Origin of the sequence: Acetatifactor aquisgranensis (assembly GCF_943193215.1) — a bacterium.
Classification (GTDB): Bacteria; Bacillota; Clostridia; order Lachnospirales; family Lachnospiraceae; genus Acetatifactor; species Acetatifactor aquisgranensis.
On record NZ_CALPDH010000003.1, the window covers coordinates 14,063 to 31,495 of the forward strand.

11 protein-coding genes and 1 pseudogene are annotated in these 17,433 nt (G+C 43.0%); all 12 read left to right on the forward strand.

The genetic code is table 11. The features are described from left to right. Positions 1–311: 311 nt before the first annotated feature. The 12 genes and pseudogenes from NFS35_RS03125 to NFS35_RS03180 all read left to right on the forward strand — a co-directional run bounded on the left by NFS35_RS03125 (position 312) and on the right by NFS35_RS03180 (position 17,387). Positions 312–1,091, forward strand: coding sequence for an ABC transporter permease (locus NFS35_RS03125; protein WP_330639981.1), 780 nt, complete (start codon positions 312–314; stop codon positions 1,089–1,091). A gap of 49 nt (positions 1,092–1,140) precedes the next feature. Then, positions 1,141–2,724, forward strand: coding sequence for an ATP-binding cassette domain-containing protein (locus NFS35_RS03130; protein ID WP_330639982.1), 1,584 nt, complete (start codon positions 1,141–1,143; stop codon positions 2,722–2,724). After that, complete coding sequence (locus tag NFS35_RS03135) at positions 2,721–6,986, forward strand: glycosyltransferase (RefSeq protein ID WP_251205693.1); 4,266 nt, start codon at positions 2,721–2,723, stop codon at positions 6,984–6,986. Before NFS35_RS03130 ends, NFS35_RS03135 begins: the two co-directional genes overlap by 4 nt. 3 nt (positions 6,987–6,989) lie before the next feature. Further along, positions 6,990–8,009, forward strand: a complete 1,020-nt coding sequence (locus tag NFS35_RS03140) for a GHMP family kinase ATP-binding protein (RefSeq protein ID WP_251205694.1) — start codon at positions 6,990–6,992, stop codon at positions 8,007–8,009. A 54-nt stretch (positions 8,010–8,063) separates the two neighbouring features. Then, positions 8,064–9,344, forward strand: a complete 1,281-nt coding sequence (locus tag NFS35_RS03145) for an HAD-IIIA family hydrolase (RefSeq protein ID WP_251205695.1) — start codon at positions 8,064–8,066, stop codon at positions 9,342–9,344. Between the two features lie 25 nt (positions 9,345–9,369). Next, positions 9,370–10,000: pseudogene (locus NFS35_RS03150) on the forward strand (D-sedoheptulose-7-phosphate isomerase). Between the two features lie 91 nt (positions 10,001–10,091). After that, a complete protein-coding gene (locus tag NFS35_RS03155; RefSeq protein WP_251205696.1) occupies positions 10,092–13,307 on the forward strand; it encodes an acyltransferase family protein in 3,216 nt (1,071 codons plus the stop codon). A gap of 18 nt (positions 13,308–13,325) precedes the next feature. Continuing rightward, a complete protein-coding gene (locus NFS35_RS03160) occupies positions 13,326–13,748 on the forward strand; it encodes a sugar 3,4-ketoisomerase (protein ID WP_251205697.1) in 423 nt (140 codons plus the stop codon). Then, on the forward strand, positions 13,745–14,689 hold the full coding sequence (locus tag NFS35_RS03165) for a glycosyltransferase family 2 protein (RefSeq protein WP_251205698.1): 945 nt from the start codon (positions 13,745–13,747) through the stop codon (positions 14,687–14,689). The genes NFS35_RS03160 and NFS35_RS03165 overlap by 4 nt, the downstream gene beginning before the upstream one ends. Positions 14,690–14,714: 25 nt before the next feature. Continuing rightward, positions 14,715–15,188, forward strand: a complete 474-nt coding sequence (locus NFS35_RS03170; protein WP_251205699.1) for a GNAT family N-acetyltransferase — start codon at positions 14,715–14,717, stop codon at positions 15,186–15,188. Positions 15,189–15,308: 120 nt separating this feature from the next. Continuing rightward, positions 15,309–16,280, forward strand: a complete 972-nt coding sequence (locus tag NFS35_RS03175) for a hypothetical protein (protein ID WP_251205700.1) — start codon at positions 15,309–15,311, stop codon at positions 16,278–16,280. 15 nt (positions 16,281–16,295) lie between these two features. Continuing rightward, a complete protein-coding gene (locus tag NFS35_RS03180; RefSeq protein WP_251205701.1) occupies positions 16,296–17,387 on the forward strand; it encodes a DegT/DnrJ/EryC1/StrS family aminotransferase in 1,092 nt (363 codons plus the stop codon). Positions 17,388–17,433 lie beyond the last annotated feature (46 nt).

A 17,433-nucleotide genomic window follows, 5' to 3' on the forward strand; every position in this document is an offset into this window, starting at 1 on the left:
AATATCATTTCGTTGTATCGATTCCTGTATTCCATAGTTTTTTACTCTATCAAAAAGAATACAAGTACATAGTACCATAATTTTCATTTTTCCTCAATACATATATGGGGATTCCTGGCTGTGGGATTGTATCTGGAGTGTCAACCGCGGATAATCGCGGGTTATCGGTACTTGGGCCCCAGGGCGAAGCGACTGCCTTGGCAAGGCATGATAATGGCGGATTATCAGAGGGTGAGCTTCAAAGGGTCATCTAAAATCAAAGCATGTGCCTTTCCGCGCAGTCGGCAGGGCATAAGGAATAGCGGGACAGTATGATACAGAGGTTTAAAGATATTTACGCATACAGAGACATGATCGGCAGTCTGGTAAGGCGGGAGCTGAGAGGCCGTTACAAAGGATCCGTACTGGGCTTCCTGTGGACCTATATCAATCCCCTGTGCCAGGTTGTTATTTATTCGGTGGTCTTTTCGGCCATTTTCAGGGTCAACATAGAAAAATTCTATCTTTACCTGATTATCGGCATGATGCCATGGACCTTTTTTAACACCTCGGTACAGGGAGGCTCTACCTGTATCCGGGCCCAGGCGGATATGGTGAAGAAAATATACTTTCCCAGGGAAGTCATCCCGGTCTCCTATGTGACCAGCGCATTTGTAAACATGCTGTTCAGCTTTATCATTGTGTTCCTGGCAGTGCTGGTGTCCGGATTTGGTTTTTACTGGAAGGGGATGCTGTTCCTTCCTGTCATAATGCTGTTTGAATATCTGCTGGCGCTGGGCATCGCGTTTGCGGTATCCGCGGTGACGGTCTATTTCCGGGACCTGGAACAGATCATCAGTGTGGTAATGATGGCGTGGATTTATATTACGCCCATTATGTATGCCATCGACTACGTGCCGGAGCAATACCGGATTCTGATCGTAATGAATCCCATGACTCCCATCGTGGAGGTCTATCATCAGATACTGTACTACCGGATGATGCCCACCCCCAATTACCTGATACTGGCAGGCGGGACCAGCTGTGTTGTCTTTGTGGCGGGTGCGCTGCTGTTCGCAGTACTGGAAAGAAACTTTGCGGAAGAAATGTAATGGCCTGACGGCAATTCAGGATGCCTTGTAGACGGAGGAGAGAACTGGTTTGGCAGAAAATCTGGATACAGCAAATCGGAAAAAGAAGGATGAACCGGCGAAAAGCCAGGATCTTATAGATGGGAACAGAAACAGAGGGGCCATAGGGGAGCCGCCTGTTGTGATAGAGGTGTCTGATGTCAGGAAAAGCTTTAAATCTTATCAGGACAAGGCAGCTTCATTAAAAGAACGTTTTATAACCCCCTCCCGGTCAAAGCATGAGGATGTAACGGTGCTTAAGGGGATCAGCTTTCAGGTACATAAAGGGGAGGCTGTAGGACTGATTGGGAAAAATGGCTGCGGGAAGAGCACCACGCTGAAGCTTCTGACCAAAATACTGCACCCCAACGAGGGACAGATCCGGATAAACGGCCGTGTATCCAGCCTGATTGAGCTGGGGGCAGGCTTTCATCCGGATATGACGGGACGGGAAAATATTTATACCAATGCATCCATCTTCGGAATTACCAGGAAAGAGGCGGACAGGCGTCTGGAAGATATCATCCGCTTTTCCGAGCTGGAGGAGTTTATTGACAATCCTGTAAGGACCTATTCCTCCGGCATGTATATGCGGCTGGCGTTTGCAGTGGCAATCAACGTGGATGCGGAGGTGCTATTGATTGATGAAATCCTGGCAGTAGGGGATGCCGCTTTTCAGAAGAAATGCTTTGAAAAGCTCAAGAGCATCAAGGAAAACGGGACCACAATCGTAATCGTCTCCCACTCTATGGATCAGATGTATAAAATATGCGACCGGCTGATCTGGATTGAGGACGGAGCGATTCGAGACCAGGGGACGCCAAGGTTTATCGGGGAGGAATACCTGGCGGCCATGGAGGGCCGCAGACTGGACCGGATAGAATACGAAAACCGCCTGAAAAAGGAAGAGCTGGAGAGGCAGATACAGGCGGAACAGGAAAGGCTGCAAAAGGAGCAGGAAGAACGGCTGCAGCGAGAAGCTGCAAGGAAGCAGAAAGAAGAGGAAGAAAGCAGACGCAGAGAAGAAACAAGGAAGCAGAAGGAAGAGGATGGGCGGAGACGCAGGGAAGAGCTGGCGGAGATGGAGCGGAGACGCCAGGAGATGGAAAAGAACGAAACTGCCAAAAGCCTTACCAGGTTCTGCCGGCCCGGTGCAAGACGGCAGGGAACATGGGAAGTTAAGTATGACAGCGTAAAGATGCTGAACAGTGAAGGGCTGGAAACCACCTGCTTTCAAGTGGGGGAAACCATTGAAATACAAATGGAATATTCCGGCAGGGAAAATGTGGACGTCAATTTCATCATCGGTTTTACCCGTTTGGATGGAGTGTTCTGTTATGGCTCCACCATCCGCCTGGACTGCAAAAGGATGTGGAAATCCCGGAAGCAGGGCATGGTCATTTTCAAGGTTAAAAATATCTTAATAAAAGGGAAATATGTCCTGGATGTACGGATAAGGGCTGAAGATGAAAGCTTTATAGACAATATTTACAGTCTGATTGAGTTTGAATCATGCGATGACAATGTAACGGATGCAGGCGTAGCCGTTATGGAGCATGAATGGTTTGTGGATGGGGTCAAAGTTCCGGTTAATGTCGAGGAAAGGCAGCTATGATTATCAAGGAGCAGGAAAACAAAATCATATATTCTGACGGGGAAGAGACCGAAAAAAAAATGCTGCAGATTGCCCGCAGCTATCCGGAGGATAAGGCGGAAGACTTCATCGCTTCTGACAGCTCATATACAGTTAATAACACCTTTTCGGCTGTCAGAAGAAATATATTGAATTGGTATTCTTTCAAAGAACATGCGGACATCCTGGAAGTAGGCGCCGGGATGGGGGCGGCAACCGGGCTGCTGTGCGATGTGGCGGACAGTGTGGTCGCCATTGAGATGAGCCGTGCCAGGGCGGAAGTCATCCGGGCAAGATATCCGGACAGAGACAACCTTACCGTGTTAAGTGAAAACATTAATTCCTGGGACACAGAGAAACGCTTTGACTATGCGGTATTTATCGGGGTGTTGGAGTATGCGGCGGTATTTTCGGATGCTGCAGATCCATATGAGGAATTTTTAAATAATGTGAAAAAATTTCTGAAGCCGGACGGAAAAATCCTGTTTGCCATCGAAAACCGTTTTGGGCTCAAATATTGGTTGGGCGGATCGGAAGATCATCTGCAGGAGCCCTTTGCCGGAATCAGGGGATACGGAAACGGCAAAAGCCCCAGAACCTTTTCCCGGAAGGAATTGGAAGAAATACTTATAAGTGCCGGACTGCCTCATTTCAGGTTTTACAGCGTATTGCCGGATTACAAGTTTCCGGAGCTAATTTTTTCGGATGAATACGAGCCCAACAGCATGAACCTGAAAAAGGTTTCTTTTACGTACTCCAAAAACAGCACCTTATTGGCGGACGAGAAAACACTATATAAGGACATTGTGGAAAACGGTGTGTTTCCCTTTTTTGCCAATTCCTTTCTTGTGGAAGCATCCGCACAGGAACTGGAAAACAGGCATGCGGTAATGGTTTCCGCAAAGGGAGAGACCCGCAAAGAATACCGGGTCAGCACCGTAATGGACAGCTGCGGCAGGATATACAAAATCCCTATGCACCGGGAGGCTGCGGCCCATATCCAAAGCATTGTCCGAAATACGGAGGAATTATCAGAGAAGGGCATCCGGATTCTCCCTGTCCGCTATGAAGACGGCCGTCTGGTGGGCGACTATTTTGACGCCCCCAGTGCGCAGGACATCTTTTCAGCGGCCCTGAAAGGAAATGACCGGGAAACGGTCCGGCTGCTGCTGGAGAGGCTGCGGGAGAGCCTGAAGAAGAGCAGCGGGCTGGCAGAATACAGCCTGGACAATATCCTGGTGGAGCAGGATATGGCAGAGCCGGGAGCTGATTACGGCCCGATTCTGCAGAAGGCTTTCATAGACATGACGTTTTATAATGCCTTCTGGGTGGAGAAGGAGCTGGTATTTTATGACCAGGAATGGTGCCTGGAACGGGTTCCGCTGAAGTTCTGCCTGTATTATTCCTTAAAATCCGCTTATGGTAGAGCGGATGTACGCACAGACATAAGCTTCGGGGAATTGATGGAGTACCTGGAAATCGCCCCTGCGGAAATCAGCGCTTATGAGAAGCTGGAAGAATTCGTATGGTCAAGAGTCCTGTACCGCCAGACAGATTTTTACGGAGCGGACGGATACTGCAACAGATACAATGAGGAGATGACGCTGAAGGCCGGGGTACGGCGGCTGGAGAACACTGTAAACAGCCTGAAGGAAAGAGCTGCAAAACTGGCAAAGGAAAACAATGAGCTGAAAGAAATCAATGTTTTGGAGCTGGAGAAAAATGCGAAACTGGCAAAAGAAAATAATGCATTAAAGGAAATCAATACTCTTGAGTTAGAGACAAATGCCAGATTAAAACATGAAGCGGAGGAAATTGAAGCAGAAAATATTAAGCTAAAGGACGCTCAAAAACAGTGTCAAGCGGTTTTGAATGAAGCAAATCAACTGGCGGAAGAGCAGCGTCAGAAGATTGAGAACCTGCAGCAGACCATCCTGAACAAGGAGGGGCATATCGAGCTCCTGCTGGAAACCGAGCGGGAGTATGAGCGGGAAAAGCGTTCCCGCACCTACCGGATGGCGATGGTGTTCCGCAGGATTAGCACTTTCTTTTTACCGGCGGACAGCAGGCGGCGTTTTTTTGCAAAGCTCATGGCAAAGGGGCTCCGCCATCCCATACGGATGGTAAGGATGGCCAATCCCCGCCGGATTAAGAACTGCTTCACCATACTCAGGACCGAAGGGGCGGGCAGTGCATCCAGCCACCTGCGGCTGGTGGAGGAATTTGAGCGCTCCGGCTCTGTGGACGGAGCCCTGGAGAAACTGGACATTGAAAAAGTGGCGGAGAATCCGGAGAAATCCTATACTTTGGAGGATTATGCTCCTCTCCTGTTTGTCTTGTCCGAAGAGCCGCTTGTCTCCATAATCATTCCTGCCTACAACCAGTTTGACTATACCTACCACTGCCTGGAATCCATACAAAAACACAGCGGGGATGTAGCATATGAAATCCTTCTGGCGGACGACGGTTCCACGGACCTTACCCGGGACATCGAAACACTTGTCACCGGGATCCGCGTCATCCGTAATGAAGGGAATCTCCGGTTTCTGAAAAACTGTAACCATGCAGCGGAACAGGCAAAGGGAAAGTATCTCCTGTTTTTGAACAATGACACCCAGGTGCAGGCGGACTGGCTGCGGCCTCTGGTGGACCGGATGGAATCCGGCGCCTCTGTTGGCATGGCCGGTTCCAAGCTGGTATACCCTGACGGACACCTCCAGGAGGCGGGAGGAATCTTCTGGAAGGACGCCTCTGCATGGAACTATGGCCATATGCAGAATCCGGAAGACCCGGAATACAACTATGTGAAGGATGCGGACTATATTTCCGGTGCATCCATCCTAATCCGAGGGAGCCTGTGGGAGGAAATCGGAGGATTCGATGAGCGCTTTGCACCGGCTTACTATGAGGATGCGGATTTTGCGTTTGAAGTAAGAAGACACGGATACAAGGTGGTTTATCAGCCCAAATCCGTAGTCGTGCATTTCGAGGGAATTTCCAATGGAACGGATGTCACCTCCGGCCAGAAAAAGTACCAGGTAGAGAACCAGAAGAAATTTTATGAGAAATGGAAAAGCGAGCTGGAGGCAACCCATTTTGACAACGGCTCCAATGTGTTTCTGGCAAGGGATCGAAGCCGAAGCCAGAAGCATGTCCTGGTAATAGATCACTATGTTCCTCAATACGACAAGGATGCGGGGAGCAAAACAACATTTATGTATCTGAAAATGCTGGTGCAAAAAGGATTTAGGATTACGTTTCTGGGAGACAACTTTTATCAGCATGAGCCCTACACTACGGAACTACAGCAAATGGGCATCCTGGTGCTGTATGGCCCGAAATATGCGGAACACTGGAAAGAATGGCTGGAAGAAAATATAAACTATTTTGATGTTTTTTACCTGAACCGCCCTCATATTTCAATTAAGTATATAGATTTCATCAAAGAAAGAGCCAGGGGAAAAATCATATATTATGGGCATGATTTACACTTTCTGCGTTTAAGGAGAGAGTATGAAGTCCAAAAAGATCCGGAGCTGCTGAAAGAAGCAGAAAAATGGCGTGAGCAGGAACTTTATATCATGAGCAAAACAGATATGAACTACTATCCCTCCAGTGTTGAAATTGGGGAAATACACAAAATGAATCCTGCAATTCCGGCAAAGGCCATTAATGCTTATATATACGAGCAATTTCCTGCTTTGCATTATAAAGCGGAAAACCGAAACGGGTTTCTTTTTGTAGGCGGTTTTGGGCATGGGCCCAATCTGGATGCCGTGCTGTGGTTTGTAAATAGCATCTATCCGGAAGTTTATAAAAAGACAGGCGCCCCTTTTTATATTGTAGGTTCTAATGCGCCGGAATCAATTACAAAACTGGCAGGCAATGGCGTAGTCGTGAAGGGATTTGTGACAGAGGAAGAACTGGGCTCATTGTATGCTTCCTGCAGAATGGCAGTTATTCCGCTGCGTTATGGCGCAGGTGTCAAGGGCAAGGTGGTAGAAGCTCTTTACTATGGTATGCCGATTGTGACTACTTCTGTGGGAGCAGAAGGAATAGACAAAATTGAGAATGTAGCGATTGTGAAGGATACAGAAGCGGATCTGATTGATGCAATCCTTTCTGTCTACACAGACAGCAGCGAATTGGAAAACAGATCCCGGCAGAGCCGCCAGTTTATAGAAGAACAATTTAACTTGGAAGCAGCCTGGGCAATTGTGGGCCGGGATTTTCAGGGAGAATAAGCTATGATCATTACGCAAACTCCGTTTAGAATGTCATTTTTCGGAGGAGGAACGGACTTTCCTGATTTCTATAAGGAACATGGAGGAGCGGTTATCTCTTCTACCTTTGATAAATACTGCTATGTTAATGTAAGGCATTTGCCTCGTTTCTTTGATTACAGCACAGAACTCTCCTACTCCAAAACGGAGAGAGTCAACAGAACGGAAGATATTCAGCATCCCGCTATCAGAGAAGCCATGAGAATGCTGGACATGCATGAAATCCGGCTTACCTATGAGGCAGATCTGCCCGCCAGGTCAGGCTTGGGAACCAGCAGCTCTTTTGCCGTCGGAATGCTGAACGCTTTTTATGCCCTAAAGGGAAAATATGCGGACAAACGGAGACTGGCAGATGACGCCATTTACCTGGAACGGATGCTGTGTAAGGAACATGGCGGCGTACAGGATCAAATAGCCGCTTCTTTCGGCGGTTTTAACAGAATTGATTTTGGAGAAAACGGATACACCGTTAACCCGGTTATCATTTCGCCGGACAGAAAAAAGAGACTAAATGATAACCTGTTACTGTTTTTTACCGGGTTTTCTCGTTTTTCATCAGATATTCAGTCGGAGACACAAAAATGTCTCCGGAATAGACAGACTCAGCTGTCGGAAATGTATGGTCTGGTAGAGGAAGCGGAGAAAATATTGACTTCTAAAAGCAGCTTAAAGGAATTTGGCCGTTTATTAGACTATACCTGGAAACTAAAAAGAAGAATTACCTCCAAGGTATCCACAGATTCCATTGACTGTGTTTATGAAAAGGCAATCCAAGCCGGCGCTGGGGGCGGTAAACTGTTAGGTGCCGGAGGCGGGGGATTTTTGCTCTTTTATGTGGAACCGGAATACCAGAAAGCAGTTCGGGAAGCTTTACAATCCCTTTTGTTTGTTCCCTTTTGCTTTGAAAACGGTGGAACCAGGGTCATTCATTATACTCCTGAGAATTACGAACCCCGGCATAACCCGGAAGCAGGGGACAATTGAGACAATGTCTGGCGAAACGAATCGTACAGCATAAAGAATTAGGGTGGTATGAACATGAAAGTAGTGATAATGGCCGGCGGAAAAGGTACCAGGATTGCCCGGGTAAATTCCGAAGTTCCCAAGCCTATGATACCGATAGAAGGAAAACCGATTCTGGAACATCAGATAAACACCCTGAAAAGACAGGGATATACGGAACTTATATTGATCATCGGGCACATGGGGAATGTCATTCGTGATCATTTTGGTGATGGTTCCAAATATGGAGTACATATTCAGTATATCACGGAGGAAAGCCCCCTGGGCACAGCAGGCGCCCTCTTCTTTTTAAAAGAGCAGCTGAAGGAAGATTTCCTCTTAATAAACGGAGATATCCTGTTCGATGTGGATATCCGGCGCTTTCGGGATTATCACCGAAAACAGAATTCCATAGCGACTATATTGACCCATCCCAATGACCATCCGTATGACAGCGGTATTATTGTGGCGAATCAAGATGGAAAGGTAATTGACTGGCTTCATAAGGAAGATTCCAGATTATGGTATAAAAACAGGGTAAATGCAGGCCTGCATATGCTGTCTCCTGAAGTGTTTTCCCTTTTCCCGGATCTGCAAAAGCGGGATTTGGACAGAGATGTTTTAAAGCCCTTAATTGGCAGAGGGCAGTTGAGCATATATGATTCTCCCGAATATGTCAAGGACATGGGGACACCGGAACGTTACTGCTCCGTCACAAAAGATTTCAGGGAAGGCAAAGTTGCAGCAAAAAATCTGGGAAAGAAACAAAAGGCAATATTTCTTGACAGAGACGGCACTATCAATGAATATGTTGGTTTTTTGAAAGATATCGAAGATTTCCGTCTGATAGACGGCACCGCGGATGCAATCCGCATGATTAATGGAAGTGATTTTCTTGCCATTGTGGTGACAAACCAGCCGGTGATTGCCAGAGGCGAGGTGACTTTGGAGGAATTGCAGGAAATTCATAATAAAATGGAGACGCTTCTGGGGCAGAAAGGGGCTTATCTGGATGCTGTTTATTATTGCCCGCACCACCCGGATAAGGGATTCGAAGGGGAACGTGCGGAATATAAGCTGGAATGCGGCTGCAGGAAGCCTAAGCCGGGGATGCTGCTGGCAGCGGCGGAGGAATACAACATTGACCTGAGCCGATCCTGGATAATCGGGGATGGGGAAGCCGATGTAAGAGCCGGACAGGCCGCCGGGTGCCATGCGGCAATGATCGGGAACAGAAATATACAGAATGATGATGTAGCGTATTTTGAGAATTTGAGGAAAGCGGTAGAAGTTATTTTGAAGGGAAATAGCATTTAAGATGAAAGAAGCCAAAGGTTGCCCAATGAAATACTTTGATGAGTTAATAGAACGGCATCCTGTACTGAAAAGCTGCAGTGATGACATTCTGAAAGGCTATGCCATGCTGGAGCAGTGTTATGCCGAAGGCGGGAAACTGCTAGTGGCAGGGAATGGAGGCAGCGCCGCAGATGCAGAGCATATCGTGGGGGAACTGATGAAGGGATTCTGCCTTCCCAGAAAAATCCCTTCGGCTATGGCTGAAGCACTGAGGGAAATTGATTCTACATACGGTAATGAATTGGCCCAGAAACTGCAGGGAGCCTTGCCAGCAATCGCCCTTGCTAATCACAATGCCCTGAATACGGCATACCTGAATGATGTGGACGGATTGCTCTGTTATGCACAGCAGGTAATGGGATATGGAAAAGCAGGGGGATGTCTTTTTGGGGATAACGACTTCCGGGAACTCCCAAAATGTATTGTATGCGGCAATCACTGCGAAGGCAAAGGAGCTGAAGGTGATTGGCATGACAGGTGAAAGCGGCAGATTGTTGGTAAAATATGCGGATGTATGTGTAAGGGTGAATGAGGAGGAGACCTATAAGGTACAGGAATTGCATTTGCCTATTTATCATTGTTTGTGCTTGATGTTGGAAGAAATGTTTTTTAGTTAATTTTTATGGTTGGAACCTTAACAATAAGGAAAGCTGCACCACCAACAAATCAAATTCCTAAAAGCACTTTTGATTACAGGAGAGCGAGACTATGGAACAGTTTAAAAACGATAAAATAAGAATAGGATGGTTAGATGTCTATAGAGGAGTATTAATTATTCTTATGGTAATCGGCCATAGTACAGGTTTGTATAACAAGTATATCTACCAGTTTCATATAGCTGCTTTTTTTTTCCTGTCAGGATATATATCCCATCCCGAGAAAAAAAGTTTTTTCTGTACACTTTTTGAAAAAGTTTTTACTATTTTACTACCGGCTGTAGGAACAGTATTATTTGGTTTTCTTTTGCTATGGATATTGCATTTAGGCGGATTTGATGCACTTTTTTCTGCTTGGGAATTTCCTGGCTGGACACAGGCTCTGAAAGCATTTTTTTTACATGGCATTAATTATGTAGATGTACTAGGTGCCAACTGGTTCCTATTCACTTTATTTGGTGTATGTGTGCTGAATAGGCTTATATACTTTTTAGTTCGCAAATATTCTATTGGCAGTTTGATTTTTTCCGTTGTGTTATATATGGCTGGTTATGCCATCATCAAAGCGGGATATACACCACACATAGGCATGTTTCCTCTTGAATTGATATTTATTGGCAATCTGTTTTATACGCTGGGGCATTGCTTTCAGATAACTAATATTATTGACCAAATTGTTCAATCCAAAATAGTATGGAGTTTCCTGATGCTTGGCTTTTCGACAATATGCATGTATCTTATCGGCTATTATCTGCATATCACCATAGACTGGCCATCACGCTCTTTTTCACGCCCTATATTGGATGGGCTGGCTGCCATGAACGGTATATTTCTTTTTTTAGCAGTCTCGTTGTTGATAAATCATTTTCTAAAAAGAATTGGAAAACTGCTTTGTTTTATAGGAAAAAATACAATGGGAATTCTGCTTTTTCATTTTACATTTTTTAAGATTATGTATCTCCCCTTTTATTGGATGGGCATAATCAGCAGAGATGACCTTTCCTGCATCACCCCAGGAAGAATGTCTACTCAGGTTCTGGCAGAAAAATATTGGATTTTTATAACAAGTGGATCCATTTTACTGAGCTTAGCCCTGTGGAAATTGATGCTGAATAGAAGTGTTTTAAGATTTCTATTAGGCCAGAGTAAACAGGCATATGCAAATATCTGGAGTATTCTTATGAATACAAAGTTTGCTGTCAGGTTGAGACACATTAAGAATTTATATCTAAATAGAATAGAGAAGACCTGGGGGAGCATTTCAAAATCGTATAGGCAGAACCGTCTCTTGTATTTATCTATAATTTTAATGCTCCTTTTGGCGGCGATTCCGTTATGTAAGCAAGGAATTATGTGTAATGACGAGTTGCAGGCCAGACTTTGGAGCATGAAGGGTTTTTTTGATTTTGTCAAACATTATGTAATGGCATATCTCAACCAAGGTCGCGGATTATCTGTTTTTATTAATCCGGTAGGTATGTATATTGGCTTTATCGGAAATCCACCCTGGTCATTTAAGATAATACAGATTATGTCTATATTGTTGTGCTCGGGAATGTTTTCGGTATTTTTGTATATGCTATTTGGCAATAAAAATTTTGCCATAGTGTGTGGTTTATCTACTTTTGTATATTTACCGATTACTTTTGAACATACATGCCCTAATACATTTAACACATTAGTTAGTATTCCATTTATATTACTACTAGCTTCATTAATTCTATATTTGCAGTATATAAAGGAAACTACTGGACATAAGAAACTTGTAATAGCTATGGTACTTCTGTTTCTAACGCTTGCAAGTTATGAACCATTTATAACACTAATTCCTTTATACTATGGAATTGCACTCGGAAAAATTGGATTTAGAGATAAAAGAAAAATCATCAAAAAATGCCTGCCGCCAACAATTATCGTTCTAGTATTTGGTGTGTGCTATATCATTTCAGGTATACTATTCAGGTCATCCTATTCCGGAAATCAGATAGGCTTTACGTTTGATGGCTCCCTGAAAATTATATCACAATTGGTACAGTCCAGTTTCCCGGGATATTATATTTTCTCGAATAAATATAAGTATCTTTTTGCGATATACAATGACTTAACTTTAGAGAATTATGTCCGGATATTTTTAGTAGTCTCTATTTTCGGTAGTATTATTTATTATATGATTTGCAATGAAAAGCATCGGCATTTTGTGGCCATAAAATTCTGGAGTATACTTGGAATAAGTGCTTTATGTATCCTCTTACCAACATTGCCTAATGCAATAGCTAAGGGATATCAGGGAAATGTAGATGCAAATAATAATATAGCACTTCCGGCAACTTTTCTAACTTATTTTGCTGCTATATTCTTATGCTGTTTTTTGATATGGCAGTTAACCTGTAAAGTAAAAAAGAACGGAATAATTCTGCTTGTGGTTATTGCGGCTTCATGTTATCTAGTTCCCATTCAGAGTATGAATGACGTATTCGCCCAACAACAGCAGACGAACTTTCAGCGATTAGTCACCATAGAATCACTGTTTTCCACAGATTTGTTTGCTGGCTTTAAAGGACAGGTTTTTTGTAGTACAGATTTTTTTAATACTCAAAACGCATTAGCCATACATGATTCCTATTGGAATGATTTTGCTTTGACAAAAGACCTGAATATAGACATTCGAAATAGGCAGGGAACAGTAGCGGATAAACGGATTTATCTTGATGATGACAAATTTTTCATTTGGTGTGGCGATAAAGTATGTGTAGCCAGCAGAGAACCTATAAGCGGTTATGGAATTTGCAAATATACGGAAGATATATATTTAGTAGCAGATTATCAGGATTCCATTACAGATAACCTTTTTCATGAATATTATTATGCCTTGTCGGATGCAGGCGAGCTGAGACCAAGCACCCAAAATGCTTTTGAAGAGGAATTTGTAGGAAATACATTGCAGGATTGCCGTAAAATATTTGGATATTACGAAGATGGCTGGGTGGGAAAAAGCAGTCTCTTCCAAATCAAAACAGGTACAACTGGTAGAATTACAATAGATATTTATTGTCCTTTAGAAGATTTGAATGGCAAAGAAGTCTCGATATATATAGACCAGACCCTAATTGACACGGTAAACCTGCAAGAAGCTTTCCAATCAATTAGTATTAACGCCATTCCAAATCAAGTTGTGCAAATAATGCTGGAAACTAATTTTATTATTGAAGACACAGGAACTGATACAAGAGAATTGTCAATGATTATCCAATCAATGTCAGGCCATTAAGCCGTAGGAGGTAAATATATGTCAAAACATATTGGAGCGCAAATGTTAGAGTTTCCTCAGAGTGGCGATGAACGTGGGCATTTGGTTATTGTAGAAGGAATGGATGATATACCTTTCAATATTGCCCGTATATTCTACATATATGGTTCTGGGAGTGATGTTGTGCGTGGGAAGCATGCAAACAGGAAATCAGAATTTGTACTTATTAATGTGGCAGGCTCCTGCAAGGTGAAGGTCAAAGACGGAAAAGGAAATGAGGCTGTCTTCGTCCTGAACAGGCCGCATACGGGAATTTATCTTCCTCCCTTGCTATGGAAGGATATGTATGATTTCAGTGCAGATTCCGTGTTGCTCTGTCTAGCCAGTGAACATTATGATGCAGCGGAGTACATCAGGGACTACGATGAGTATGTACGAATGGTGAATGAGGAAACAACATGAAAATATCACTTGTAATTCCGGTATATTATAATGAGGACAATTTAGAACCTCTATACCAGGATATCTACAAAAAGTTATTTATACATGCAGAATATGACTGGGAACTGATAATGGTCAATGACGGATCTTTGGATCAGAGCTATACGGTCATGAAAGAATTGGCAAAGCAGGATAAAAGGATAAAAATATATAGCCTTTCCAGAAACTTTGGTTCCCATGCCGCCATCCTATGCGGCCTGTCTCAATGTACTGGTGACTGTGCTGTAGTGAAGGCAGCTGATTTACAAGAACCTACAGAATTGGTTCTAGAAATGGTTGACTCGTGGCGCAGTGGCAATAATGTTGTCCTCGCAGTACGCCAAGAACGCCAAGAGAGCAAGGGACAGACTCTTTTTGCTAATCTGTATTATTGGCTCATTCGCAATGCAGCCCTGCCACAGATGCCAAAAGGAGGCTTTGATGTCTATTTGCTAGATAAGAAAGTTATTCAAGTATTGATGCGGCTTGACGAAAAGAATAGTGCTTTGACAGGACAGATTTTATGGAGCGGTTTCCATACTGGACAAGTATATTATACTCGCCTTCAGAGAGAGATTGGAAAAAGTCGTTGGACCTTTAGGAAAAAAATACGGTTGGTGGCAGATACTTTATTCAGTTTTTCTACGCTGCCCATCGCGATTGTTTCCGGGATAGGCACTTTCTCCTGTATCGGAGCGGTAATATGGGCCGTAGTAGTGCTGGCATACAAACTGGCGGGTGCCATTGATGTAAGTGGATGGACAACACTATTTATGTTCAATCTATTCAGTTTCGGCATAATTATGCTCACATTAGGCATCCTAGGGGGATATCTGTGGCGAACATTTGATGCCTCTCGAAACCGCCCACCTTACATTATTGAAGAAAGCATGAAGGGGTCAGAAGATGATTCATCTACGTGAACTTAATCTGAACGACGCGGAGGGAATGCTGGAATGGATGCATGACCCTGATATCCAACTGGGATTTCAGACAGACATGATGACTAAAACTCTTGATGATGCAAGAGCATTTATAAAGAACACTCAATATTCTTTAATAGATGGTATTAGTATACATTTTGCTATTGCTAACGAACAGGATGAGTATTTAGGGACTATCAGTTTGAAGGACATCAACCTACGTGATAAGCGAGCTGAATATGCAATCAGTCTCCGTAGGCAGGCTCAAGGCAGAGGAATTGCAGTTGAGGCAACCAGGCAGCTTTTAACATTATCTTTTCAGAAGTTAGGAATGGAAAAGGTTTATTTGAATGTATTGTCCGAAAATAAAAGGGCAATTCGTTTATATGAAAAGTGTGGGTTTATTTATGAAGGTACATTCCGAAAACATTTATATTTAAAAGGAGAATTTAAGGCCTTGAAATGGTACAGCATATTGAAAGAAGAATATTCTCTATAGAAATCAAAAGATGAGTATGGAAGGAAATATAATAAATGAGAAAGAATGAAAAAATTGCATGGATTAACTGTGCCAAGTTTATTGCAATATTAGCCGTATTACTAGACCATGCGGGGGGTAATGGAATTTAATCAAAACATTATACAGTTTTCTTATTTTTCAGTAACCCTATTTATTACTTTGTTTGGGATGACAGCCTATCTATTACAAAGTATAGATATGGATGGTTTAAGATATTTATTAAAATGTCCAAAATTATTGTTATGGCATATTGTCTTGCAGTTTTTGTCTATCAAGTATATGCTTATTATTTTTTTGATTGGATCATATGGGAAATATTTAGTTCATTTTAATATTTCCGGCCCGCATTATTTTGTTTTTCTCTATTTGCAATTGGCAATTATCAGTAAAGCATTATGGCATCTTGTAGGTTTTTGCCACGGGAAATACGAAATGCTCCAGGAGGTATTATTATTTGTTCCTATAGTATTTGTCGCATACCTTACGACAAATTATTCTAATATTTTTAATATTTTTGGAGGTGGGGGAAAGCTCTTAGGGGGGACATATCTAATCGTATTTTATTTGGGAATGCTGCTGGCTAAACATTACGATGCCTGGGGAAGATACAACATTATAAAAAGCATTATAATATCCGTTGTCTTAGCTTGCGCATGGTGGTGTTTTGAATGTAGGGATTATTTCCACATTGACAGCTTGATACCATTTGGTGCAGGATTTAACCCTCCGAGTATCACATCCATCACAATGTCCATTATCATGATATTTGCCTCATATGGCATTTTTACAACGCTCGAGCAATGCAGATATACAAGATTTATTACAGCTTTTATATCATGGCTTGGTAAATACACTTTATATATTTTTTTGTACCATAGGCTGTTTTTAGATTATATACTCACAAAATTTGAATTTCAAAGTATACAGATTAAACGTCTGATATATTTTGGAGCCATGATAGGCGGTTCAATATTTATAGCACAAATGATAAAGTTAGCTAAAGGATTCTGTTGCATAGTGGTTGACTATAATGATCCTCTATCTGCAGCAAGAAAATCCGAATCTACATAAAGAGGAGAGGATGCCATGAAAATAATGCCAAATAGATTGGATAAAGGATTTTACCTCTATCAAGAGGAATTTGAACAAAAGGCTCTGGAAGTACTGCGTTCTGGCTGGTATGTGCTGGGTCAAGAAGTATCTTCATTCGAGGAAGAATTTGCCGCATATACCAGTAGCAAATATTGTGTGGGACTAGCCAGCGGCTTGGATGCCCTCTGGATTGCTTTCCGCATTTTGGGAATTGGAGCTGGGGACGAAGTAATCGTACAGGGCAATACTTATATTGCCAGTGTCATGGGAATTACTATTAATGGAGCTACACCTGTTTTTGTGGAACCAGATGAATATTACAACATTGATGCATCTAAAATTGAGGAGAAAATAACAGAAAAGACAAAAGCAATCTTAGTGGTTCATCTATATGGGCAAGCTTCTGATATGGCCTCCATCATGGATATTGCGCACAGATACAATCTCCGGGTAATAGAAGACTGTGCTCAGTCCCACGGTGCCAAATTCAATGGTCGGAGGACCGGCACTTTTGGGGATATCGGTTGTTTCTCGTTTTATCCATCCAAGAACTTGGGGGCATTTGGTGATGCAGGTGCCATTGTCACGAATAATTCTCAAATTGCAGAAAGTGTTCGTGTATTTCGCAACTATGGTAGCGAAAAAAGATACTATAATCGTGTAGTGGGAACAAATTCCCGATTAGATGAGCTGCAAGCCGGGTTATTGCGCGTCAGGTTGTCCCATATGAAAGAATTGGAAACAGAAAAAAGCAGACTATGCAACCGTTATCTAGCAGAGTTGAGCCACCCTGATATCTTATTGCCACGCATTCAAGAAAGCGCTACCCATATCTGGCATCAATTTGTAGTTCGTACAGAATGCCGCCAAGAATTAATTGACTATTTAAACAAAAAAGAAATTGGTACAATCATCCACTACCCCATTCCTCCCCACCTGTCGGAGGCCTATCAGTATCTTGGCATCAGGGAGGGAAGTCTGCCAATTACAGAATATTATGCAAAAACTGTCCTGTCGTTACCTTTATATAATGGAATGAGCAGGCAAGAGCAAGATTATGTAATTGAGGCAATTAATAGTTTTTAATGATATCAGATATATAACAGGAATTGTAATTGGACACCAATTTTAA

Bases quoted from the DNA above. Each gene is read 5' to 3' on its own strand.
- NFS35_RS03125 (WP_330639981.1), top strand. From the start codon at position 312: ATGATACAGAGGTTTAAAGATATTTACGCATACAGAGACATGATCGGC.
- NFS35_RS03135 (WP_251205693.1), top strand. From the start codon at position 2,721: ATGATTATCAAGGAGCAGGAAAACAAAATCATATATTCTGACGGGGAA.
- NFS35_RS03140 (WP_251205694.1), top strand. From the start codon at position 6,990: ATGATCATTACGCAAACTCCGTTTAGAATGTCATTTTTCGGAGGAGGA.
- NFS35_RS03145 (WP_251205695.1), top strand. From the start codon at position 8,064: ATGAAAGTAGTGATAATGGCCGGCGGAAAAGGTACCAGGATTGCCCGG.
- NFS35_RS03155 (WP_251205696.1), top strand. From the start codon at position 10,092: ATGGAACAGTTTAAAAACGATAAAATAAGAATAGGATGGTTAGATGTC.
- NFS35_RS03160 (WP_251205697.1), top strand. From the start codon at position 13,326: ATGTCAAAACATATTGGAGCGCAAATGTTAGAGTTTCCTCAGAGTGGC.
- NFS35_RS03165 (WP_251205698.1), top strand. From the start codon at position 13,745: ATGAAAATATCACTTGTAATTCCGGTATATTATAATGAGGACAATTTA.
- NFS35_RS03170 (WP_251205699.1), top strand. From the start codon at position 14,715: ATGCTGGAATGGATGCATGACCCTGATATCCAACTGGGATTTCAGACA.
- NFS35_RS03175 (WP_251205700.1), top strand. From the start codon at position 15,309: ATGGAATTTAATCAAAACATTATACAGTTTTCTTATTTTTCAGTAACC.
- NFS35_RS03180 (WP_251205701.1), top strand. From the start codon at position 16,296: ATGAAAATAATGCCAAATAGATTGGATAAAGGATTTTACCTCTATCAA.